The sequence below is a fragment of the uncultured Gordonia sp. genome, assembly GCF_937858515.1.
In the GTDB taxonomy this organism is placed as follows: Bacteria; Actinomycetota; Actinomycetes; order Mycobacteriales; family Mycobacteriaceae; genus Gordonia.
The window spans coordinates 17,600-40,222 of sequence record NZ_CALLZT010000103.1; the positions used below are offsets into that span (position 1 = coordinate 17,600).

The 22,623-nt window shown below is 67.7% G+C and carries 21 protein-coding genes, 1 pseudogene and 1 riboswitch; of the genes and pseudogenes, 16 read left to right on the forward strand and 6 right to left on the reverse strand.

Translation table 11 applies throughout. The features are described 5' to 3' along the window. Positions 1–106 precede the first annotated feature (106 nt). Entirely contained in the window at positions 107–973 is an 867-nt protein-coding gene (locus Q0627_RS09320; protein ID WP_298809276.1) for a DUF4333 domain-containing protein, read from the forward strand. Positions 974–997: 24 nt separating this feature from the next. On the opposite strand, the gene Q0627_RS09325 is transcribed toward Q0627_RS09320, so the two are convergent. Beyond that, the gene (locus Q0627_RS09325; RefSeq protein WP_291013412.1) at positions 998–1,942 is read right to left on the reverse strand and encodes a 5'-3' exonuclease; all 945 of its coding nucleotides are present in this window, start codon (positions 1,940–1,942) and stop codon (positions 998–1,000) included. Between the two features lie 138 nt (positions 1,943–2,080). On the opposite strand from Q0627_RS09325, the gene Q0627_RS09330 reads away from it, so the two are divergent. The 4 genes and pseudogenes from Q0627_RS09330 to Q0627_RS09345 form a co-directional block, all read left to right on the forward strand. Then, entirely contained in the window at positions 2,081–3,199 is a 1,119-nt protein-coding gene (locus Q0627_RS09330) for a Xaa-Pro peptidase family protein (protein WP_291013394.1), read from the forward strand. A 92-nt stretch (positions 3,200–3,291) separates the two neighbouring features. Further along, complete coding sequence (locus Q0627_RS09335; RefSeq protein WP_291013392.1) at positions 3,292–3,525, forward strand: DUF433 domain-containing protein; 234 nt, start codon at positions 3,292–3,294, stop codon at positions 3,523–3,525. Further along, positions 3,522–3,887, forward strand: coding sequence for a DUF5615 family PIN-like protein (locus tag Q0627_RS09340; protein ID WP_291013389.1), 366 nt, complete (start codon positions 3,522–3,524; stop codon positions 3,885–3,887). The genes Q0627_RS09335 and Q0627_RS09340 overlap by 4 nt, the downstream gene beginning before the upstream one ends. A gap of 39 nt (positions 3,888–3,926) precedes the next feature. After that, positions 3,927–4,078: pseudogene (locus tag Q0627_RS09345) on the forward strand (M24 family metallopeptidase); the annotation flags it as partial. On the opposite strand, the gene Q0627_RS09350 reads toward Q0627_RS09345, so the two are convergent. Next, on the reverse strand, positions 4,067–4,468 hold the full coding sequence (locus Q0627_RS09350) for a TIGR03618 family F420-dependent PPOX class oxidoreductase (RefSeq protein WP_291013386.1): 402 nt from the start codon (positions 4,466–4,468) through the stop codon (positions 4,067–4,069). The pseudogene Q0627_RS09345 and the gene Q0627_RS09350 sit on opposite strands and share 12 nt — an antisense overlap. A 68-nt stretch (positions 4,469–4,536) precedes the next feature. On the opposite strand from Q0627_RS09350, the gene Q0627_RS09355 reads away from it, so the two are divergent. The 6 genes from Q0627_RS09355 (at position 4,537) to Q0627_RS09380 (ending at position 10,097) form a co-directional block, all read left to right on the forward strand. Then, the gene (locus Q0627_RS09355; RefSeq protein WP_291013383.1) at positions 4,537–5,298 is read left to right on the forward strand and encodes an SDR family NAD(P)-dependent oxidoreductase; all 762 of its coding nucleotides are present in this window, start codon (positions 4,537–4,539) and stop codon (positions 5,296–5,298) included. After that, on the forward strand, positions 5,295–6,503 hold the full coding sequence (cbiE, locus tag Q0627_RS09360) for a precorrin-6y C5,15-methyltransferase (decarboxylating) subunit CbiE (protein WP_291013380.1): 1,209 nt from the start codon (positions 5,295–5,297) through the stop codon (positions 6,501–6,503). Before Q0627_RS09355 ends, cbiE begins: the two co-directional genes overlap by 4 nt. Further along, positions 6,500–7,267 carry a cobalt-precorrin-4/precorrin-4 C(11)-methyltransferase gene (locus Q0627_RS09365; protein WP_291013377.1) on the forward strand — a complete coding sequence of 256 codons (768 nt, stop codon included), beginning with the start codon at positions 6,500–6,502 and terminating at the stop codon, positions 7,265–7,267. The genes cbiE and Q0627_RS09365 overlap by 4 nt, the downstream gene beginning before the upstream one ends. Continuing rightward, positions 7,264–8,046, forward strand: a complete 783-nt coding sequence (locus Q0627_RS09370) for a cobalt-precorrin-6A reductase (RefSeq protein WP_291013374.1) — start codon at positions 7,264–7,266, stop codon at positions 8,044–8,046. The genes Q0627_RS09365 and Q0627_RS09370 overlap by 4 nt, the downstream gene beginning before the upstream one ends. 424 nt (positions 8,047–8,470) lie before the next feature. Further along, positions 8,471–9,109: a hypothetical protein gene (locus tag Q0627_RS09375; protein ID WP_291013372.1), complete on the forward strand. Its 639-nt coding sequence runs from the start codon at positions 8,471–8,473 to the stop codon at positions 9,107–9,109. A 160-nt stretch (positions 9,110–9,269) separates the two neighbouring features. Then, positions 9,270–10,097, forward strand: coding sequence for a thioredoxin domain-containing protein (locus Q0627_RS09380; RefSeq protein ID WP_291013370.1), 828 nt, complete (start codon positions 9,270–9,272; stop codon positions 10,095–10,097). Between the two features lie 71 nt (positions 10,098–10,168). On the opposite strand, the gene Q0627_RS09385 is transcribed toward Q0627_RS09380, so the two are convergent. Genes Q0627_RS09385 through Q0627_RS09395 form a run of 3 tightly spaced genes read right to left on the reverse strand, consistent with a single transcriptional unit; the run spans position 10,169 to position 13,473 of the window. Further along, a complete protein-coding gene (locus Q0627_RS09385) occupies positions 10,169–11,665 on the reverse strand; it encodes a precorrin-2 C(20)-methyltransferase (protein ID WP_291013367.1) in 1,497 nt (498 codons plus the stop codon). 3 nt (positions 11,666–11,668) lie between these two features. Then, positions 11,669–12,295, reverse strand: a complete 627-nt coding sequence (locus Q0627_RS09390) for a precorrin-8X methylmutase (protein ID WP_291013365.1) — start codon at positions 12,293–12,295, stop codon at positions 11,669–11,671. Positions 12,296–12,324: 29 nt separating this feature from the next. Next, on the reverse strand, positions 12,325–13,473 hold the full coding sequence (locus Q0627_RS09395) for a precorrin-3B synthase (RefSeq protein WP_291013363.1): 1,149 nt from the start codon (positions 13,471–13,473) through the stop codon (positions 12,325–12,327). Positions 13,474–13,491: 18 nt separating this feature from the next. Further along, positions 13,492–13,629, forward strand: a riboswitch (cobalamin riboswitch). 35 nt (positions 13,630–13,664) lie between these two features. Here Q0627_RS09395 and cobN point away from each other — a divergent pair. The 5 genes from cobN (at position 13,665) to Q0627_RS09420 (ending at position 22,145) form a co-directional block, all read left to right on the forward strand. Then, positions 13,665–17,288 carry a cobaltochelatase subunit CobN gene (gene cobN / locus Q0627_RS09400; RefSeq protein ID WP_291013361.1) on the forward strand — a complete coding sequence of 1,208 codons (3,624 nt, stop codon included), beginning with the start codon at positions 13,665–13,667 and terminating at the stop codon, positions 17,286–17,288. A gap of 133 nt (positions 17,289–17,421) precedes the next feature. Beyond that, positions 17,422–17,949 (forward strand): FxsA family protein, encoded by a 528-nt coding sequence (locus Q0627_RS09405; RefSeq protein ID WP_298809291.1) that lies wholly within the window; start codon positions 17,422–17,424, stop codon positions 17,947–17,949. A 35-nt stretch (positions 17,950–17,984) separates the two neighbouring features. Next, positions 17,985–19,613: an amidohydrolase gene (locus tag Q0627_RS09410; RefSeq protein WP_291013357.1), complete on the forward strand. Its 1,629-nt coding sequence runs from the start codon at positions 17,985–17,987 to the stop codon at positions 19,611–19,613. Positions 19,614–19,729: 116 nt separating this feature from the next. Beyond that, entirely contained in the window at positions 19,730–21,352 is a 1,623-nt protein-coding gene (lnt, locus tag Q0627_RS09415; RefSeq protein ID WP_298809313.1) for an apolipoprotein N-acyltransferase, read from the forward strand. Next, the gene (locus Q0627_RS09420; RefSeq protein WP_291013354.1) at positions 21,336–22,145 is read left to right on the forward strand and encodes a polyprenol monophosphomannose synthase; all 810 of its coding nucleotides are present in this window, start codon (positions 21,336–21,338) and stop codon (positions 22,143–22,145) included. The genes lnt and Q0627_RS09420 overlap by 17 nt, the downstream gene beginning before the upstream one ends. 104 nt (positions 22,146–22,249) lie before the next feature. Here Q0627_RS09420 and Q0627_RS09425 read toward each other — a convergent pair whose 3' ends face one another. After that, positions 22,250–22,594, reverse strand: a complete 345-nt coding sequence (locus tag Q0627_RS09425; protein ID WP_291013352.1) for an RNA polymerase-binding protein RbpA — start codon at positions 22,592–22,594, stop codon at positions 22,250–22,252. Positions 22,595–22,623: the final 29 nt, after the last annotated feature.

Below are 22,623 nucleotides of genomic sequence, written 5' to 3' on the forward strand. Positions count from 1 at the left end.
GCCCCGGAACAGGGTCGGCGCAGCACAGAGCCGGTACGCCGACGCGTGCCACCTTGGCAAACCGAAGTACCCGGTCGTGACGATCGGGGAGAAGGCGGGGAAACTGATGACCGATCCCAACTGGCCGAACACATCACCGGGATCGGGATTGCCCGGTGCTGACGGCGATGCGACCACGGTGGGCAACACGGCGCCTTTCGGAGATCCGGGCGCCGGTGTTCCAGGCCAGGTCCCGCCATACGGGACACCGCCGGCGGGCTCACCGTACGGTCCGCCCGGCTACGTGGCACCCGCTTATGGAGCCCCGGCAACCGGTCCTGACGATTTTGGTGCCGGCAATCCTTACGCTCCGCCTGCGGCAGGTCAATACGGTCAGCAGCCGCAGGCCCCGGTGAGTCCTCCCGGCTTCGGCGATCCCGGCCAGTTCGGCCAGACCGCGTACGGCCGGCCCGCCCAGCCCTACGCCGCACCGGGCCAGCAGTTCAGTCAGCCTGCGCCCGATTACGGCCCGCAGTCGGCTCCATTCGGTCAGCAACCAGATCAGTACGGTCAGTACAGCCAGCAGCCCGGTCAGTTCGGTCAGCAGCCACTGCCGGGGACTCCGCAGTATGGGGCAGATCCGTTCAATGCAATGCAGCAGCAGACGGGTTCGTCATCGAAGCTGCCCAAAATTCTGGGACTGGTCGGTGGCGCGATCCTGGCAATCGCCGCGATCGTGTTGGTGACCGGCCTGTGGCTTCCCGGCTGGTTCCCGAAGACGTTCTCGCAGAGCGCCGTCGAGGACGGTGTGAAGAAGGTGCTGAGCACCGACTACAGCATCGACAACGTCGAGAAGGTGTCGTGCCCTCCGGGTCAGTCGGTGTCCTCGGGCAAGAAGTTCAGCTGTGATGTCACGGTCGGCGGCCAGGCGCAGCAGGTGACCATCACCATCATCGACAACGACGGCAAGTACGAGGTGGCGCGCCCGGGCTGATGGCCGTGGGCAGGTTTCTGTAGTTCAGGATCCGGGCCAGCCGAGCGCCTTCGAGAGCCGACCCAGTGAAGCGCCGATCCCGAGTTCCTCACCGAGTTCGGCGAGCCTGTCGGGGTCGGCGGGTGTGTGCGGCAGTATGTCCGAATCGCTTGAGTCGATGGTGTCGGCGTCGGTGCGCACGGCCACCACCACGCGGGCTGCGGCGAGATAGTCGGTCGCCGCGGCGAGCGCGTTGCGGCTGCGGGTGGGCACCGACGAATCACCTTCCAGCGCAGCCTTTTCCAGAGCATCCAGGTTGCCGAACGCGGTGATCAGCTTGGCGGCGGTCTTCTCGCCGATGCCCGTCACCCCCGGCAGGCCGTCGGACGGGTCGCCGCGCAGCATCGACATCTCGGCGTACGCGACGCCCGCCCGATCCACTGGCACCCCGTACTTCTCGGCCACCTCTGCAGGTCCCATCATTTCGGCCTTGGCCAGCCCTCGGCCCACGTACAGCACGCGCACAGGCACCGGATCGTCGGCCACCACCTGCAACAGGTCCCGGTCGCCGCTGACCACCACCACCGGATCGTCGGCCTCGGCGAAGGCGAGCGTCCCGATCACGTCGTCGGCCTCACAGCCCTCGGCGCCGGATGTGGCGATCCCCGCCGCGGCGAGGACGTCTAGGATCATCGTGACCTGCGGGGTGAGCGTGTCGGGCACATCCTCGATGTCGCCGCCGGACTCGGTGCCGGCCGGTTCAGCCACCCGATGCGCCTTGTATGACGGGATCAGATCGGTCCGGAACTTCGGCCGCCAATCGAGATCCAGGCACACCACCAGCCGGCTCGGCTGCTCCCGCGTAACCAGCGACGCGATCGTGTCGATGAACCCGCGCACCGCATTCACCGGCCGCCCGTCGGGCGCTGTCATCTTCTCCGGCAGGGCATAGAACGAACGGAACCACAGGCTCGCGCCGTCGAGAAGCATCACTGATCCGGTCACCCCGCCAGTCTGTCACGTCTCACTTCGATCGAGATATGACGGAGTACGTCCCGCGTCTCGTATCCCGCCGGATGTGTCCGGCGAATAGCCCTCCCCGACACGGGCACGGCTAACCTGTGACACATGCAGCGCTTCTCCTCGGATGTGTACCGCGAACGCTTGGCCCGCGCAGCGGTCCTGACCGGCGATGCCGGTCTCGACGGGATCGTCGTGTCGACGGGCCCGGATCTGCGGTATCTCACCGGGTCGCGCGCGAACACCTTTGAGCGGTTGACGGCGCTGGTCATTCCGGCGGCGGGGAGTCCGCGGTTGGTGGTGGCACGGCTGGAGTTGGCGTCGCTGGCGGAGTCGGCGGTCGGTGAACTCGATATCGAGGTGGCCGATTGGGTGGATGGGCAAGACCCCTATGCGCTGGCGCTGGCGGCGTTGCCGGTCGACCCGGTGATCGCGGTGTCGGATGCGATGCCCGCGCTGCATGTGATTCCGCTGGCCGAACGTACCGGAGGCACGCCGGCGTTGGCGACAGCGGTGCTGCGGGAGTTGCGGATGATCAAGGACCCGGCCGAGATCGACGCGCTGCGGGCGGCGGGGGCGGCGATCGACCGGGTGCATGCGCGGATGGGGGAATGGCTCACACCGGGCCGCACCGAACGTGAAGTGGCCGACGACATCCGGGAGGCGATCGTCGCCGAAGGACACACCGGGGCCGAGTTCATCATCGTCGGTTCAGGTCCGAACGGGGCCGACCCGCATCACGAGTTCTCCGACCGGGTGATCGAACGCGAGGACATCGTCGTCATCGACATCGGGGGTCCGGTGGAGCCCGGCTACAACTCGGACTCGACGCGCACGTACTGCTTCACCGAACCACCGGCTGACATCGCCGATGCCTACGCGGTCCTCGAACGCGCTCAACGGGCTGCGGTCGAGGCGGCCCGACCAGGGGTCAGTGCCGAAAGCGTCGACGCGGTGGCCCGCGACATCCTCGTCGAACATGGGCTGGGGGAGCAGTTCATCCACCGCACTGGGCACGGCATCGGGTTGTCGGTGCATGAGGAGCCGTACATCGTCGGCGGCAACGACATCACTCTGCGGCCCGGGATGGCATTCAGCATCGAGCCGGGTGTGTACTTCTCCGGCCGCTGGGGCGCGCGGATCGAGGACATCGTCATCGTCACCGACGACGGGTGCGAAGCGGTCAATGCCCGCCCGCACCACCTCGTGAACCTGTCAGCCGAGTAGGCTCGCCTCCCGAGGAGAATCCCGACCCGATACTGGCGAAGCGCGGCAGATAAGTCATCGCGGTTCCCACGTACGCGACTTACACTGACACTATGGCTGAGCACAATCGGATCATCGCGGACCACCAGATCATGGGTGGTGTTCCGTGTATTCGCGGCACGCGGATCCCCGCTGCGACTGTGGTCGGCCTGATCGCACAGGGCGCGCCAATCGACGACGTGATCACCGACTTCCCTCAGCTTACCGTTGATGACGTTCGCGCTGCGCTGGCATTTGCCGCTTCCGCCATTTCCGAGCGTCAGCTTCCCCTCCGCGTCCCAGCGTGAGGTTCCTCCTCGACGAATGTCTGAGCGACCGTCTCGCCGCACTTCTCAGCGAGGACGGCCACGACGTTGTGCATGTACGCGACCTGGGACTCCTCGGACATGTCGACGACGAGGTGCTTGAAACCGCACGCCACTCGGGCAGGACCTTGGTTTCGGCCGATACGGATTTCGGAGAGTTGCTGGCGCGGTCAGGTGCAGCACTACCCAGCCTTATCCTCTTTCGGCAAACCGATCGCCGCGCGCAGCACCAGGCCGGCACACTGATCGCCCACCTGGCAGATATCGCAGCCGATATCGACGTGGGCGCGATCGTCGTCTTCACTGACGACCGGGTCCGGATTCGGCGTTTGCCTGTACGTTGATCGGCCCGGGCTATCACGGCACCGCTGCCCTGTTTTGCCCTGCGACCAGGTGTGGCGTTCAGTATCGAACCGGGCGCGTACTTTCGGGCTGCTGAGGTGCCCGCATCGAGGACATCGTGGTGATCACCGAGGACGGATGCGAGGCGGTCAACAACCGTCCCCATCACCTGGTGAACCTGTCAGCCGAATAGGCTTGCCGACCCCATGGCCCGGGTCACGGTGATCTCGATGACCACCCGGCGCGGATTCTCCTTTGGCTGCCGGTAGCGGCGGGCGTACCGGTCCTCGGCGTCGGCGACCCGCAGCCGTTCCCGGCTCACCACCGCAGACCCCTCCAGGGTGAGCCAGCGCGGGCCGTCGACATGGGTGACGGCGGCGTAACCGCCGCGTTCGACGTTGCGCACCTTCTGGCTGCCGTCGACGGTGATGACGCGCGCGATCCGGGTGTCCCGGTCGTAGGTGAAACCGACCGCGACCACGTGCGGAGTGCCGGTGGGCCGGGTGGTGGCGAGGGTCGCGAGGTGGCGTTCGGTGAGGAACTCGAGGGCGGCGTCGTTGAGTGCTTCCGGGGTTCGGGCCATGCGCCACAGCCTAGGGGAGCGACTGAGGCGATCGGGCGCGAGGAGGGCGGGGTGGAATACTGGTCGGCATGGCTGACAGTCCCGGTTCGGTGGTGGTGTTCGGCGGGCGCAGTGAGATCGGTGTGGCCGTGGCCGAACGGCTCGCCGCCGGCCGCACCGTCGTGCTGGCCGCGCGCCGCCCCGACGACCTGGCCGACCAGCGCGCACGACTGGAAGCCGCCGGCGCCGCGCAGGTGGTGACCGTCGCCTTCGACGCGAACGACACCGGCTCGCACACCGAACTGGTCAGTCAACTGGTCGCCGATCACGGACCGATCCCGGTCGCGGTGGTGGCGTTCGGGATCCTCGGCGACCAGCAGCGTGCCGAAACCGATGTCGCACACGCCCTGCAGATCGCACACACCGACTATGTGGCGCAGATCAGTGTGCTCACCCCGCTCGCCACGGCGCTGCGGGCGCAGGGGTCGGGCACCATCATCGTGTTCTCGTCCGTCGCCGGTATCCGGGTGCGGCGGGCGAACTATGTGTACGGCTCCACCAAGGCCGGCCTCGACGGCTTCGCCAGTGGCCTCGCAGATGCGTTGCACGGCAGCGGTGTTCGGCTCTTGCTGACCAGGCCGGGGTTTGTGATCGGGGCGATGACCAAGGATCTGATGGCCGCGGGCACCACACCAGCGCCGCTGTCGGTCACGGCCGATACCGTCGCCGACGCGGTGGTTCGGGCGTACCGGCGCGGGAAGGGCGAGGTGTGGATTCCGTGGGCGCTTCGGCCGATGTTCTTCGGTATGCGTCTGCTGCCACGCGCCATCTGGCGGAGACTGCCCAGGTGACGGCAACACGATTCGTCGTCGTAGGCATCGGGGAGGACGGGTGGGCGGGTCTGAGCGGCGCGGCCCGTGACACCCTGGCGCACGCCGATGCCGTCTACGGTTCGCCCCGGCAGCTGACACTGATCAGCGCTGACGTCGACGGTGCCCGTCTACGCCCGTGGAGATCGCCGATGTCCGGGCACCTGGCCGAGGTTCTCGACGCTCCGCCGTCGCCGGTGGTGCACGTGTTGGCCAGCGGCGATCCGATGTTCCACGGCGTGGGAGCGTCGATCGTGCGGAAGGTCGGCGCCGAACGGGTCACCGTGCTGCCGCATGTGTCGAGCGCGTCACTGGCGTGTGCGCGGCTCGGCTGGGACCTGGCCGGCACCAGCATCGTCAGCGCCGTCACCGCGCCGCCGGAAGCGATCGCGGCGCACCTGTCCGGCGGTCGCCGGATCCTGATCCTCAGCCGCGACGAGCACACACCGTCACAGGTATTGACCATATTGCGGGACAACGGATTCGGTGACTCGCAGGTGAGGATCCTGGAACGCCTCGGCGGATCCGCCGAACGAATCGTCGGCGCCGACTGCGACATCACCGACGTGAATCCGCTCAATATTGTTGCCGTCGACTGCCGCGGACCACGCCGGCCGGCCACCCCTGGCCTGCCCGACGACGAGTACGAGAACGACGGCCAGCTCACCAAGGAACCGGTGCGCGCGCTGACCGTGTGCGCGTTGCGTCCCGGCGGCACCCAATTGCTGTGGGATGTGGGCGGCGGGTCCGGCAGCGTCGCCATCGAATGGCTGCGAGCCGATGCCGACGGCCGCGCGGTCGCCTTCGAAGCCCATCCGGTGCGGGCAGAACGCCTGGCCCGTAACGCCGTCCGGCACGGAGTCGCCCACCGCTTGCGGGTCGCGGGGAAGGCCCCGGAGGCCTTCGCCGGGCACGGCACACCCGACGCCGTGTTCATCGGCGGCGGTTTGTCCGAGCAGGTCCTCGAACAGTGCTGGGACGCACTGACTCCGGGTGGACGACTGGTGGCCAACGGTGTGGCCATCGAATCACAGAACCTGCTCACGGGGGCTGCGGCGCAACACGGGGGCACGCTGCGCCGCTTCAGCATCGAAACGGCCGCGCCGCTGGGGTCGCTGACCACGTGGCGGCCCGCACTCCCGATCGTGCAGTGGGCAGCGGACAAGAGTCAGGAGCAGCAGCGGTGACCGTCTACTTCATCGGCGCCGGCCCCGGCGCCGCCGACCTGATCACCGTGCGCGGTGCCCGGGTCCTCGGCAATTGCCGCACGTGCGTCTACGCGGGTTCCCTTGTGCCGCAAGAGATGCTGGAGCTGTGCCCGGACGGCGCGAACCTCGTCGACACCGCGCGCATGCCGCTCGATGCGATCATCGATGTCATCACGACCGCCGACGCCGCCCGTCACGACGTCGCCCGGCTGCACTCGGGCGATCTGTCCCTGTACTCGGCGATGACGGAACAGCAACGCCTACTATCCGAACGGGGCGTCGTCACCGAGATCGTGCCCGGCGTACCGGCATTCGCGGCGGCGGCCGCCGCCCTCGGCTCCGAGCTGACCGTGCCGGGGGTGGGACAAAGCCTGCTCATCACCCGGGTGTCGACGCTGTCCACCGACATGCCGCCGGGCGAGACGCTGCCCGAACTCGCCGCAGCCGGCGTCACCCTCGCTCTGCATCTGGCGGCGCATCGTGCACAGGAGATCGTCGGCGCCCTCGCCCCTCACTACGGTGCCGACTGCCCGACGGCCACGGTCGCATTCGCGAGCCGCGCCGACGAACAGGTGGTTCGGTGCCCACTCGCCGCGCTACCCGATGCGCTCGCGGCTGCGTCCATCACCAAGACGGCCGTCATCTTCGTCGGGCGTGTCCTGGAACCGCAAGGGGTACACACGATTACCGACAGTTATCTGTATTCGGCCGCCCGTATGTCCAAGCTTCGGAACCACCCGTGAACGCGATCCTGATTCTGGGCGGTACCGGAGAGGGCCGCGAACTGGCAGGCCTCCTGCACGATGCCGGGATCGAGGTAATCACCTCACTGGCGGGTCGTGTCGCACAACCCCGGCTGCCGGTAGGGGAGGTTCGTATCGGCGGATTCGGCCAGTACGCCTCCGGCGACGGGGTGACGGGTCTGACGAACTGGTTGCGTGACAACAACATCCAGGCCGTGGTGGACGCAACCCACCCGTTCGCCGCCACCATCACCCACCATTCCGCCGAAGCAACCCGTCGCGCCGGAGTGCCACTGCTGCGCTTACGCCGGCCCGCGTGGGACCCCGCCGACTTCCCGGGCGGTGACCGCTGGCACCACGTCGCCTCGATCGAGGCAGCAGCCCAACTGGTTTCGCAACTCACCACAACCGGTGGCCGCGATCAGATACTGCTCACCACCGGCCGCCAAGACGCCTCGGCGTTCGCCGGCATCGACAGTGCGTCATTCCTGATCCGCGTCGTCGACGCCCCCACCGGACCGTTGCCGCCACGCCACGAGATCCTGCGCTCCCGCGGCCCCTACGACGCCGACTCCGAACGGCAGCTGCTCACCGACCACCACATCGACGTCCTCGTCACCAAGAACAGCGGCGGAGCGCTCACCCGAGCCAAACTCGACGTCGCAGGCCAACTCGACATCGACATCGTCGTCGTCGACCGACCCACCGAACCCCAGATGAAATTCGTCGTCGACACCGCCACGGACGCCTTCACCTGGTGCTTCAGGAATGTCGATTGACGTGCCAAGGTCAACGGTCGCCGAATCGTTTGGACCAGAAGGGTAGATTCCGCCACATCTCAAAGCTCTTGCGAAGCGTCGGCCAGCGCGAACTCGGTGGTCCAGATATGCCCGAAACAACCGCACAAGTCCAACGTGATCGTTTCGCTCCCGGAACTTTCGGGCTGCGGTCGAGTACTTGGTCTCCTGTGCCCGGACCATAGGTTTCAGAGTGGCAACGTCGCGCATATTGAACCCATGAGGATCTGCACACCATTCTGACTGTTCGGATGCGTTCATTATGTCCACCAGTTCGTCTCGGTCTGCGATGACAACTGCACGGTCCAGTGCAGCGATGACTGACCACATCGTCCTCACATCTGCTTTGGTGTCGCGTCGATGTCAGACCCCAGTGGTACTCATTTCCTGTCGAAAGGAGACCACAATGACCAACCCGACATCCGCGCGAGCCTTCACCTCACGAGATCTGCTTGCCGTCTACCTCGACCTGAAAGGACTCCAATCAGATCTGCGCACGTGGACGGAGAAGGGATTGGCAAGCAATCCGCCCCGTCTCATCCGGTTCCGTCGATTCCGTGCCCTACTCGCGGCGTTTGGCCTGCCGGAGGACCCTGAGATGTTTTCGTCGGGCTACTTTATCGATGCGGCCGACCCACTGTACGCTGCCTTAATTCCCGAACTGGTGGATATGAATGACAATTCCGTCGGAAAATTCAGCACCAGTCTCGTCGACGGATCGGTGCGTGCGACCTTCGCTCCGCTGCAACCCGAAGAGTTCAATGGACTTCCATCGCTCTTCCGCACACTGCTGGCCTACCGCAGGGAGGTCGAAAGGTGTTTACAGCACACCGATGGAATCCTGGAGGCACCGAAGATCGTCTGGCTCGGCCTGACACGAGTTCGGCACGTGAACAACGCAATCCGGGACGTACTCGAAGTGATTGATGAGCCTCTTGCTCGCCTCATCAGCCCGGAGGACCGGTCATTCACGCTCGAGCATCTTGTCGAGCACCACGGATACCCGACGGACGACCTTGACCAGATTGACTGGGAGTGGAGGTGAGTCCGGCGAGATCGACTCTCCGATTGCCGGCGCAGTTCCGCCCTGGAGCTGGTGATCGTCCTTTCGGTTGATGCCTCGTGGCGGAGCTCCACCCAGCCTGGTCATCGAATTCGTCACGATACGCAGTGACGAGATTGCGCCCCTGTTACTTTGAGCAGCGATGAGTTCGCCACAGTACCTGCCACCACAGCATCCGGTTCAGTATCAGCCCGCGCCGGGCGAACCGTTCGGGTCCGGGCCGGGTTCGGCACCGAAACCGTCTCGTACCGCGGGTGCGATCGGTGTGATCGTTGCGGTGGCGCTGGTGGTGGTCGTCGTGGCCGGTGCGGTGGCCTACCCGATGGTGACACGTGTGTCTGGTGAGCCGACGGCTGCCGCCCCGGCGAATGCGCGATCGGCGCCGTTGAAGGTGGAGGGTGTGCCGTCCGTGGCGACCGGCTACGGTCTTCGCGTCGCACCGCCCAGCGCCCACGACATAGACAACCGGGTGGTGGTGACGGTGTTCGAGGATCTGCAGTGCCCGGCGTGCAAACAGTTCGAGATCATGTTCGGTGACGCACTGACCACCCTGCGCGCCAACCCCGATGTGATCGTCGAGTATCGGATGATTTCGTTCCTCGACGGTGCGTCCACCAACAGGTACTCGTCGCGGGCCACCAATGCGTCGGCGTGTGTGGCAGAGGCGACTGCGACAGGTGGCGACTGGTCGACCTGGCTGCGCTATCACGCGATGCTGTACGACCAGCAGCCCGCCGAGGGCGGGGCGGGCCACGACGACGCCAAGCTTGCCTCCCTGGCACTCGACGCTGGATCGACCGACGTGCAAGGGTGCATCACCGCAAACACGTACGCCGACTGGGTGAGCGCCGGCACACGCGACGCACTCACCGATGTCCAGGCCACCCCAACCGTCCAGATCAACGGCCACGCCGTCGACCTCACCGCACCGTCGGACCTGCTCAGCGCCGTCGAGCAAGCGATCCGATAGCCGTCTCGCACGATTTTCTGGCAGATTGGCCGCCCGCTATTCCGCCGGAAATTTTCTGGGTTCGGAGTGTCTCAGGTGGCCGGGTGGCGGCGGGGGGTGAAGACCAGGTTGCCGGCGGGGCGGGATGCTGCTGTTGTTGCCGATGATCCGATGATGAGCAGGGTGCGCATGTCGACGACCGACGGATCCAGATCGCCTACGGTGGTGGTGTGTAAGGACTGCTCCGGACCGCCCACATCGCGTCCCAGTATGAGCACACGCTCGGGTGACACCGACTGGAGGAGTAGCTCTTTGAGGGCGGGTACCTGCCAGGATCGGCTCGCCGAGCCCGGGTTGTAGATCGCGATGACCAGGTCCGCGGCGATCGCGTGGCGGATGCGTTCGCAGATCACCTCCCACGGCTTGAGCCGGTCCGACAGGGAGATGACCGCGAAGTCATGGCCGAGCGGGGCACCGACCGCGGCCGCGACCGCTGTCGCGGCCGTGACGCCGGGCACCACCCGCACCGGCACGTCCTGCCAGGCTGGCTCGGAAGCAACCTCCGCGACCGCGGTGGCCATGGCGAATACCCCGGGATCGCCGGAGGACACCACCGCCACCCGCGCACCCCGATGGGCCAGGGCGAGAGCGAACTCGGCGCGTTCGGATTCGACGCGATTGTCGCTCGCGTGCACGCGTTGCCCCGGTCGCGGGGTGAGTCGCTTGAGGTAGGTCGTGTAGCCGACGAGGTCGGTGGCGGCGGCCAATTCGGCACGGACCTCCGGGGTGGTCCAGCTGTCGCGGCCAGGACCGAGACCGACGACGACGACCTCACCGGAACCACTCACACCCGCCGCGGACGGGTTGTTGCGTCCACCTGGCACTACGATCATCGAAAAGTACGGCACCTGAGCCGGATCCACGTCGGCCGCCGGTAGCACCCGCTGCGCCGACGTCGATGCCCGCTCGACATACCAGGCCTCGTCGAGCCGTCCCGCGGCCTCCAGTGCGGCCCGCACGGTGGTGAAGGTGCGGCCCAGTTTCATCACCGCGAACGCGTCGGCGCCGCGGAACCGTGCCGTCAGATCCTCCTGCGACAGAGTGCCGGGGACTACGGTCAGCGTTTCGTCACCCTCGACCAGCGGGATCGTCATCGCCGCCGACGACGCGCTCACCGAGGTCACGCCGGGCACGATCTCGGCGTCGAACTCGCCGACCAGACGTTTGTGCATGTGCATGTAGGAACTGAAGAACAGGGGATCGCCCTCGGCCAACAGCACCACGTCACGCCCGGCGCGCAGGTGTTCGGCCAGCCGCGCGGCCGACTCGGTGTAGAAGTCGGCGAGCGCCCCGGTGTAGCCGCGCGGATGGTCGGTGGTCTCGGTGGTCACCGGATACATCAACCGCTCTTCGATCTGCCCGTCCCGAAGATAAGGCGACGCCACCGACCGGGCGATGCTGTTGCCGTGGCGCGCACAGTGATACGCGATCACCGGCGCCTCGCCGATCAGCCGCGCCGCTTTGATGGTGACCAGTTCGCTGTCCCCGGGGCCCAGTCCGACGCCCCACAGTTTGCCGTTCGCGGTCATCGCTCATACCTCCGATGTGGAGGCCAGGGCGTTGAGCGCGGAGGCGACGATCGCCGAACCACCACGCCGTCCACGCACAGTGAGGAACTCCAGATCAGTGCGGGCGGCGAGAGCCTCACACGATTCGGCCGCACCGACGAACCCGACCGGGGCGCCGACGATCGCGGCAGGCTTGTCGGCTCCGGCGTCGATCAGGTCCAGTAAAGCGAACAGGGCGGTGGGTGCGTTGCCGATCGCCACCACCGATCCGGCCAGCAGTGGTTTCCAATACTCCAGCGCCGCAGCAGTTCTGGTGGTATTCAGGCGTTGAGCCAGTTCCGCCAGACCGGGCTCACCAAGAAAGCATAAGACGTCGTTGTCCACGGGCAGCCGTCGCCGGGTGACACCGGAGGCGACCATGTTCGCATCGCACAGAATCGGGGCACCGGCTTCCAGTGCGGCCCGCGCCGCCGCGACGACACCCGGGGTGGCCACCACGTCGTCGGCCAGATCGACCTGGCCGCAGCCGTGGATCATCCGCACCACCACGTTCGCGACATCGGGAGGAAAAGCCGACAGGTTGGCCTCGGAGCGGATGATGGCGAAGGACTGACGGTAGATGGCGGCACCGTCGCGCAGGTAGTCACTCATGGTGCCCCTCAGCGTAAATGCGCGTGCGTTCACCCGTGGGCGTGGGTGCGCCGATACCCGTCGGGCGTGGCCTCCACCCGCAGGTGCGCGTCGGTGGGTGCGCCGCAACCGCGTTCGCAGCCCGACCAATGTTCACGCTCATCGACCGGGTCCTGCTTGACCCGTAGCACCAGATCCTCACGGACCGCCGCATGCGCCCGCCCGCAGCCGGGGGCACCCACGCAGCAGCTTACCGATGTCCACGGCGACGCCGCATCGAAGATCAGGCCCATCGGCGCCAGCACCCGAACCACGGTCTCGGCGACTGCCTCGTCGAGGTCGCACAGGAGGATCTCGCGTTCCGGGGTAAAGATGATCGGCTTGCCGACGGCCGCGAGGAACTGCGCCAGGCGGGCCGGCAGCCGGGCCAGTTCCACCACACCGCCGAGCAGCACCGCGCCGTCGTCCTGGTCAAACCAGCCGACGATCGGTGACGGCGACGCTGCGAGAGGCGTTCCGGGTTCGCCGACGGCCGCGTCAAGCCTGGCGGACGCGGCCGTCACGATCGCCGCGTGCTCGGTACCGGTCAGGTCGCCTACCCGCCACGCGGAGGGTGCGACCTGCACCATGTCACGCGCGACCGCGGTCATCTCGGAGGCCAGCGCGTCAACGGGTACCGAACCGAGCGTGAGCTCGCCGAGTAGCACGTCCGCGACCGATCCGGTGCGGGCAACAGCCGTGACGTCGGGGTGTCGGGCAAGGACGTCGCCCCGGCCGTCGTCGAGACCGAACAGGAACCGCCCCGACAACCTGGCGAACACCTCGTCGGCGCGCAGCAGGTCGTCGAGCTCGGCCACCACCGGCCGCAGGTCGGCCGCACCGCCGATACGTCCGGTGAGCGAAGAGACCTCGATGTTGCGGGCCCGATCATGGGTCGACGTCGGCGCGAGCCCCGCGTCGACGATCAGCGCGCCGAGAGCATCGGTGTCGCCGATGCCGCGGATCTGGAGGTTGCCGCGGGCGGTGATCTCCAGAAATCCGTCGCCGTACTCGGCTGTCCCCTCGGCGAGTGCCTCCAGTTGCGGTGCGGTGATCGACCCGCCGGGCAGCCGGATCCGGGCCAGCGCACCGTCGGCCGCAGCATGGGTGGTGAACACGCCGGGGCAGCGGTCGGTGCGGTCGCGATGGGAGTCGGTCACCCACCCAGGGTAGGCCCGCTACGACCGCACACCGATGGCTAGGCTGTGACGTGCGAGTAGCGGAAGCCGGTGTGAATCCGGCACGGTCGCGTCACTGTAACGGTGTGCCCGGCTCGGGGCACCGAAGTCAGACCTGCCGCTCGCCTTGCCACGACCGACTATCCCGGGCGCGCTTCCCGGTGAGGAGAGCCATGATTCTGCTGCTGTCGACCTCCGACACCGACCTCATCACCGCCTCGGCGTCCGGGGCCGGCTTCCGGGTGGCCAATCCCGCCCGGATTCTCGTCGATGATGTCGCCGAACTTGCCGACGGTGCCGATCTGGTGGTGATCCGCATCCTCGGTGGCGTTCGCGCCTGGGAGGACGGCCTGGCCGCGGCGACGGCGCTCGGCAAGCCGCTGGTGGTGCTCTCGGGCGAGCAGCAGCCCGACCCGGACCTGATGGCGGTGTCGACGGTACCGGCCGGTGTGGCGGCCGAAGCGCACAACTATCTCGCCGCCGGCGGCGTCGAGAACCTCACGAACCTGCACCACTTCCTGTCCGACACGGTGCTGCTCACCGGACACGGGTTCGAGCCACCGCAGCAGACACCCGGCTGGGGCGTGCTCGAACGCACCGTCGCCGAGGTTCCCGACGGCGCGCCCACCATCGGCGTCCTGTATTACCGGGCCCAACACTTGGCCGGCAACACCCGCTACGTCGACGCCCTGTGCGCCGCCGTCGAGGCCAAAGGGGCACGCGCGCTGCCCATCTTCTGCGCGTCGCTGCGCACCGCACCCGACGAACTCATCGACCTGCTCGGCACCACCGACGCGCTCGTCGTCACCGTCCTCGCGGCGGGCGGATCCACCCCGGCCGCCGCATCGGCCGGTGGGGACGACGAGGCCTGGAACATCGAACGCCTGGCCGCCCTCGACATCCCGATCCTGCAGGGCCTGTGCCTGACGGGTTCGCGGGACGACTGGGCCGCCAACGACGACGGTCTGTCGCCGCTGGATGTGGCCACCCAGGTCGCGGTCCCCGAATTCGACGGCCGGATCATCACGGTCCCGTTCTCGTTCAAGGAGTTCGACGAGAACGGCCTGCCCTGGTACCAGCCCGACCACGAACGCTGCGCCCGCGTCGCCGGCATCGCCGTCTCCCACGCCCGGCTGCGCAAGACCGCGCCCGCCGACCGCAAGGTCGCGATCATGCTGTCGGCATACCCCACCAAACACGCCCGCATCGGCAACGCCGTGGGCCTGGACACCCCGCGCAGCCTGCTACGGCTGCTAGCGGCGCTGGGCGAGGCCGGCTACGACATCGGCGACGACGGGGAGATTCCCGGTCTGGCAGAAGACGATTCGGATGCGCTCATCCACGCGATCATCGCCAAGGGCGGACAGGATTCCGATTGGCTGACCGAGGAAACATTGGCCGCCAACCCCATTCGGGTCTCGGCCGCCGACTACCGCACGTGGTTCGCCACGCTGCCCGACGACCTGCGCGAGGGGGTCGAAAAGCATTGGGGTCCGGCACCGGGGGAGTTGTTCGTCGACCGGTCCGCCAACCCCGACGGCGATATCGTCATCGCGGCAATGACTTTCGGGAACATCGCGATCCTGGTGCAGCCGCCGCGCGGCTTCGGTGAGAACCCGGTCGCCATCTACCACGACCCCGATCTGCCGCCCTCGCATCACTACCTGGCCGCCTACCGCTGGGTCGCCGGATTCAACGGAACCGGCTACGGCGACAATGGTTTCGGGGCCGACGCCGTCGTGCACGTGGGCAAACACGGCAACCTCGAATGGCTGCCCGGCAAGACCCTCGGTATGTCGTCGGGTTGCGGCACCGACGCCGCGCTCGGCGACCTGCCGCTGATCTACCCGTTCCTGGTCAACGATCCGGGTGAGGGCACGCAGGCCAAACGTCGCGCCCACGCCGTGCTCGTTGACCACCTCATCCCGCCGATGGCGCGCGCCGAATCCTACGGCGACATCGCCCGACTCGAACAGCTCCTGGACGAGCACTCCAACGTCTCGACGCTCGACCCGTCGAAACTGCCCGCGATCCGCCAGCAGATCTGGACACTGCTCACCGCGGCCAAGATGGACCACGACCTGGGCCTGGCAGAACGCCCCGACGAGGACGTATTCGACGACATGCTGCTGCACGTGGACGGCTGGCTGTGCGAGATCAAGGACGTGCAGATCCGCGACGGCCTGCACGTCCTCGGACAGGCCCCCGACGCCGATACCGAAACCGACCTGGTCCTGGCGATGCTGCGGGCGCGCCAATTGTGGGGCGGAACGTCGGCGCTGCCCGGTCTGCGCGAAGCACTCGGACTTACCGAGGACGGCACCGCCGCACGCACCGAGGTCGATGAGTTCGAGACCATCGCCCGCGGCCTGGTCACCACCTGCGCGAAAGGGGACTGGTCGGCCGAATCGGTGGCCACCGCAGCCCAGGGCCACCCGCAGGCCGTCGCCGACATCCTCACCTTCGCCGCCACCGAGGTGGTGCCCAGGCTGCGGCAGACCTCCGTCGAGATCGACCGGGTGCTGCACGCCCTCGACGGCGGTTTCATCCCGGCCGGGCCCAGCGGCTCGCCGCTGCGCGGCCTGATCAACGTCCTGCCGACCGGCCGCAACTTCTACTCCGTCGACCCCAAGGCGGTGCCGTCACGGCTGGCATGGGAGACGGGCCGGGCGATGGCCGACTCGCTGCTCGAACGCTACCTGGCCGATCACGGTGAATATCCCCGCTCGGTCGGTCTGTCGGTGTGGGGGACCAGTGCCATGCGCACCTCCGGCGACGACATCGCCGAAGTCCTGGCCCTGCTCGGCGTAATGCCCGTGTGGGATGAGATGTCGAGGCGCGTATCGAGCCTGGAACTGATCGGCCTCGAAGAACTGGGCCGGCCGCGCATCGACGTCACCGTCCGTATCTCCGGCTTCTTCCGCGACGCCTTCCCGCACGTGGTCACCATGCTCGATGACGCCGTCGCCCTCGCCGCCGACGCCGACGAACCCGACGAGCAGAACTTCGTCGCCGCCCATGTGCGCGCGTCACTGGCCGAACACGGGGACCGGCGCAGGGCCTCGACGCGGGTGTTCGGGTCCAAACCCGGCACGTACGGTGCGGGTCTGCTGCAGCTCATCGACTCCCGCGAGTGGCGCAGCGACGAGGACCTGGCCCGCGTCTACACCGAGTGGGGCGGCTACGCCTACGGCCGCGACCTGGCCGGTGTGCCGGCGGTCGACGACATGCGCGCCGCGTACCGACGGATCGCGGTGGCCGCCAAGAACACCGACACCCGCGAACACGACATCGCCGACTCCGACGACTACTTCCAGTACCACGGTGGCATGGTCGCCACCGTCCGCGCCCTCACCGGTAAGGACCCCGAGGCCTACATCGGTGACTCCACCCGACCCGATGCAGTGCGCACCCGCACCCTGTCGGAGGAGACCAGCCGCGTGTTCCGCGCCCGCGTGGTCAACCCGCGCTGGATCTCGGCGATGCAGCGCCACGGCTACAAGGGCGCCTTCGAGATGGCCGCCACCGTCGACTACCTGTTCGGCTACGACGCCACCACCGATGTGGTCGCCGACTGGATGTACGAAAAGCTCACCGAGTCTTACGTGCTCGATGAGACCAATCAGGAGTTCATGCGCCAATCCAACCCGTGGGCGCTGCACGGAATCGCCGAACGTCTGCTGGAGGCGGCGCAGCGACAAATGTGGCACGAACCGCCCGCCGAGTTGCTCGCCGAACTGCGCCGCATCTACGTCGAGGCCGAAGGCGATATCGAAGGTCGCGACGCGGACGGCTGACACTCCGCGAACCGCGCACAGCGGGTTCACAGCAGTCCCGGGAGAAAATCCGGACACTCGTACGTTGAACATCTCGACGGGTGCATCCGGAACGACCGAACAGCACCCAACGGAGAGGTCAGGTGTCATTCTCATGCGCCTTGCGATAGTTCTCGGTTACGTGGCAGTGGAGATCGGCGCCTTCGCCCTGGCCATCCACCTGCTCGGATTCGGCTGGGCTGTGCTCGCCGGACTGGCGGTGTTCACCGTCGGCCTGATCGTGTTGCGTCGCCACACCCGGAAACTGGCCGCCGACCTGCGGCGCGCATCACGCAACGAGATCGACCCGGTGCCCGCGATGGCCGACACCGGACTGACCGCACTGGCCGCGACCCTGCTCCTGCTTCCCGGAGTCGTCTCGACGGTGGCCGGGATGGGCCTGCTGGCCCCACCGGTGCGCAAGCTGGCCCGGCCGACGGTCACCGCCTACGGCACCCGCCGCTTCAACGCGTCGATGGACCGCATCGGCCTGTACTCGGTGAGCCTGTTCACCGACGACCGCGTACGCCCCGGCGACGTCATCGACGGAGACATCCTCGACGGCGACGTCGTCTACACCGACCCGGTCGCCACCCCGGACCACTATCAAAGCAGCATGCGGAGTCTGCCACAGGCGAAATAGCCCGGGCCGGTAGACGTCAGGCACACTGGACGATCGTGGCTACTGATCTGTATGTGGGCGGTGCGGTGTACTCACCTGCCGCACCCGACGCGACGGCACTGGCCGTCACCGACGGCATCGTCGTGTGGGTGGGCAGCGACGACGTCGGGCATGCCCTACATCCGGGCGCGCGCATCGTCGACCTCGACGGTAGATTCGTGGCCCCGGCGTTCGTCGATTCGCACGTCCACCTCACCTCCACCGGCCTCGCGCTCGGCGGGCTGACCCTGTCGTCGGCGACGAGCCGCAGCGACTGCCTGGCACTGCTCGCTGCGGCCCACGCCGTGGCGGCGCCCGGCGCGCTGCTCTGGGGGACCGGCTGGGACGACTCGGCCTGGGACACCGCAGTCGCCGGCGAGGGACGATTCCCCACCACCGCCGAGATCGACGCGATCGTGGGCGAGCGTCCCGTCTACCTGTCCCGTATCGACGAGCATTCGGCCGTCGCGTCCACCGCCTTGCGTAGGCGCTTGCCCGGGCTGGCCGATGCGACCGGTTTTCATCCCGCCGAACCCCTGGTCGCCGACGCGCACCACCTGCTGCGCGGCGCGGCGCGGGCGCTGCTGAACGATGACCAGCGGCGACGAGCCCAAATCCGGGCCCTCGATCACGCGGCGTCCGTCGGGGTGGTGGCCGTACACGAGAACGGCGGCCCCGACATCAGCGGCAGAGCCGACTTCCTGGCGATCGCCGACCTCGACCATCCGATATCGGTCCGGCGCTACTGGGGGCAGGCCGCCGCCGACCCCGACGAGGCACACACACTGATGCGGGAGCTGCGTGCCGACGCCCTCGGTGGTGACCTGTTCGTCGACGGGTCGCTGGGGTCGCACACCGCCTGGCTGTCGCAGCCCTACGCCGACGCGCCGGAGCGGACCGGGATCACCTACCTCGACCACGACATCATCCGCCGACACATCGTCGCCTGCACGACCGCCGGGATCCAGGCCGGTTTCCACGTCATCGGCGACGCCGCCGCCGCTTCGGTGGCCGCCGCGTTCGGCGAGGTCGCCGACGAACTGGGCACCCCGGCACTGGCCCGGTGCGCCCACCGGCTCGAACACGCCGAGATGATCTCGGCCCGCGACACCGACATCCTCGCGCGCTGCGGCGTGATCGCCAGCATGCAGCCGCAGTTCGACGCCGCCTGGGGAGGGTCCGGCGAACTGTACGAACAGCGTCTCGGGGCTGATCGGGCGGCCGGACTCAACGACTTCGGCGCACTGGCCAAGGCCGGTGTCGCATTGTCGTTCTCCTCGGACGCCCCGGTCACCGGCATCGATCCATGGGCCACGATCAGGGCCGCGGTCCATCACCATCAGCCCCGCAACGCGATCTCAGCGCGCGCCGCGTTCGCCGCGACCACCCGCGGCGGCTGGCGCGCCGGCGGGATCAACGACGGACTCACCGGCACCCTCGTCCCCGGCGCACCCGCACACTTCGCCGTCTGGGAGGCCGACGAACTGGTGGTCGTCGGCTCCCACGCGGGGGTCCAGCGCTGGTCGACCGACCCGCGTGCCCGCGTGCCCGCACTCCCGGACGTCTCCCCGGCCGCCGACCTGCCGCGGTGCGTACAGACCTTCCGCGACGGCGTCTGCGTGTACTCGGCGGAGACGGCCGGGTGAGCGGGCCCGACGGCACCGGGCGACCCGGACCGCTGACACGCCTGCGGCAGTGGTCGCCGGCTGATCGCAGACTGTGGCTGATCCGCACCGCACTCGCGGTGGTCGCCGGCGCCGGCATGTACCTGGCGTTCCCACCCCGGTCGTCGTGGTACCTGTCGGTGCTCGCACTCGGTGCGCTGTTCGCGCTGCTGTCGGTGGGCAGACCCCGTGCCCGTACCGGCGCCTGGATCGGTTTCACGTTCGGCCTGGGCTTCTTCGTTCCGCTGCTGCCGTGGATCGGCGAGTACGTGGGGCCACTGCCGTGGCTGGCGCTGGCCACAGTCATGGCCGGCTACCTGGCACTGTTCGGAGTGATCGCGACGATCACGATGCGACTGCCGGTGCCACCGGTCTGGTTCACCCTGGCGTGGATCCTCGTCGAAGCGGTGCGATCGTCGTTCCCCTTCGGCGGGTTCCCATGGGGCCGGACCGCGTTCAGCCAGGTCGACGGACCGCTGCTGCCGCTGGCCTCGATCCTCGGCGCACCGGGCCTGTCCGGGGCGGTGGCTCTGTTCGGGGCCGCGGGGGCGTGGTTCGTCGTGATCATCGCGGCTTCCCTGCGTACCCGGGCACAGACTCGCGACCAGATCGTTCCGGAACCGGAAGCCGGCCGCCCGGACACGGTCACGTGGGCTGCGATCGCGGCGGTTCTGACCTTGGTGGGACCGGTGAGCGCGATCCTGGTCACCCCCGACACCATCGACCGCACGGTCTCGACGTCGACCGTCAATGTCGCGGCGATCCAGGGAAACGTACCCAGGCTCGGCCTCGACTTCAACGCCCAGCGCCGGGCCGTGCTCGACAACCACATCGCCGAAACGAAACGCCTGGCCGACGACGTCCAGGCCGGGCGGGCGATGGCCCCCGACCTGGTGCTGTGGCCCGAGAACGCCTCGGACATCTCACCACAGATCAATACCGACGCAGCACAGGCGATCGAAGACACCTCGGTCCTCATCGACGCGCCTATCCTGCTGGGCACCCTCCTGTACGACCACGGCGGACACCCCACCAACTCTGTGCTCGTCTGGGATCCGCACCGCGGCCCCACCGCCCGCTACGACAAGCACATCGTCCAGCCGTTTGGCGAATACCTCCCGTGGCGCAGCTTCTTCCGGCTCTTCTCCTCGTACGCGGACATGGCCGGAGACTTCCGTCCCGGAACCGGTCCCGGGGCCGTCGATGTCGACGCCCGTGGCCGAACCGTCCGCGTCGGAATCTCCACCTGCTGGGAGGTCGCGTTCGACCGCTCGGCACGCAAGGCGGTCCGCGACGGTGCCGAGTTCTTGTTCGTGCCCACCAACAACGCCACCTTCGGCCGCACCAACATGACCTATCAGCAACTGGCGATGTCCCAGGTGCGGGCGGTCGAACATGGCCGGTCGGTGGTGGTGGCGGCAACGAGCGGGGTCAGCGCGATCGTCGGCGCAGACGGCATGATCGAATCGAAGTCCGGGTTCTTCACCCCGGCAACTCTCACCTCGCACCTGGCGTTGCGCTCGGACACGACCATCGCGACCCGGCTCGGCGGTCTGCCGCAGACCGCCGCGGTAGTGATCGCGATCGCAGCATTTTTGTTTGCAATCACGCGGCGTACTAGATTCTCCCAAAGGTTTCCTATCCGGCGGATGGGCACCACCAGTGACCGCGAGGACAGTGCGGACACCACATCCGAGGAGATCGATGGAATCGCCAGATAGCGCCACCACCGGCAGCAGTCCCGGAGCAGACCGGCAGGCCGGGGTCGTTGCGGCTGACGGCACACGCGCACTGGTGGTCATCCCGACCTACAACGAACGCGACAACCTGCCCGGCATCCTCGCTCGTCTGCACGGGGCATTGCCCGGCATCCATGTGCTGGTCGTCGACGACTCCAGCCCGGATGGAACCGGTGAACTCGCCGACCAACTGTCCGCCGGCGACACCGACGGCCGCGTGCATGTGCTGCACCGCACGGTCAAGGACGGACTGGGCAAGGCCTATCTCGCCGGGTTCGCGTGGGGGCTGGCGCGCACCTACACAGTGATCATCGAGATGGACGCAGACGGCTCACACGCCCCCGAGCAGCTCGGCTCCCTGCTCGCGGCCGTCAACGACGGTGCCGATCTGGTCATCGGGTCGCGATATGTTCCAGGCGGACGCCTGGTGAACTGGCCCAAGCGCCGCGAATGGCTGTCCCGGGGCGCCAACACCTACGCCCGGCTGGCACTCGGCGCACACATCCACGACATCACCGCGGGTTTCCGTGCCTATCGTCGGGAGGTTCTGGACAAGATCAGCCTCGCCACCGTCGACTCCGCCGGATACTGCTTCCAGATCGACCTCGCCTGGCGAACGGTGCAGGCCGGTTTCGACGTCCGCGAGGTACCCATCACCTTCACCGAACGTGAGGTGGGCGAGTCGAAGATGGACGGCGGCGTGATGACCGAGGCATTCATGATGGTGGCCCGCTGGGGTGTGGCGAGCCGCCTGGCACAGTTGCGGCGACGCTGACGCCGACCGTCGTTCCCACGAAGAATGCCCGGTGACCTCTGCAGGCCACCGGACATTCTTCGTCGTGATGAAGTTCGTCGTGATGAATACGTGCGCGGGCGCGCTCAGCCCACGACACCGCGCCGACGCTGCTTGAGCAGCTCAAGACGCTCGTTGAGCAGCACCTGCAGGTCCTCTTCGGAACGGCGTTCGAGAAGCATGTCCCAGTGTGTGCGCGGCGGCTTGACCTTCTTCTCGTCGGGCTCGGCACCTTCGAGGATCGTGCCTTCCATGCCGTTCTTGCACGGCCACTTGGACGGAACCTCCGCGTCGTCGGCGAACGGGACGTCGAAGATCTCACCGTTGTCGGTGCGATACTGGACGATCCGCCGTGGCGCGAGGTCGTGGTCGCGATCGGTCTCGTAGCTCACCGCACCGAGGCGGCTACCGCGAAGTACTCGATCAGCCATAGGTTCTTGTTCCTCTCAAAACGCTTGGT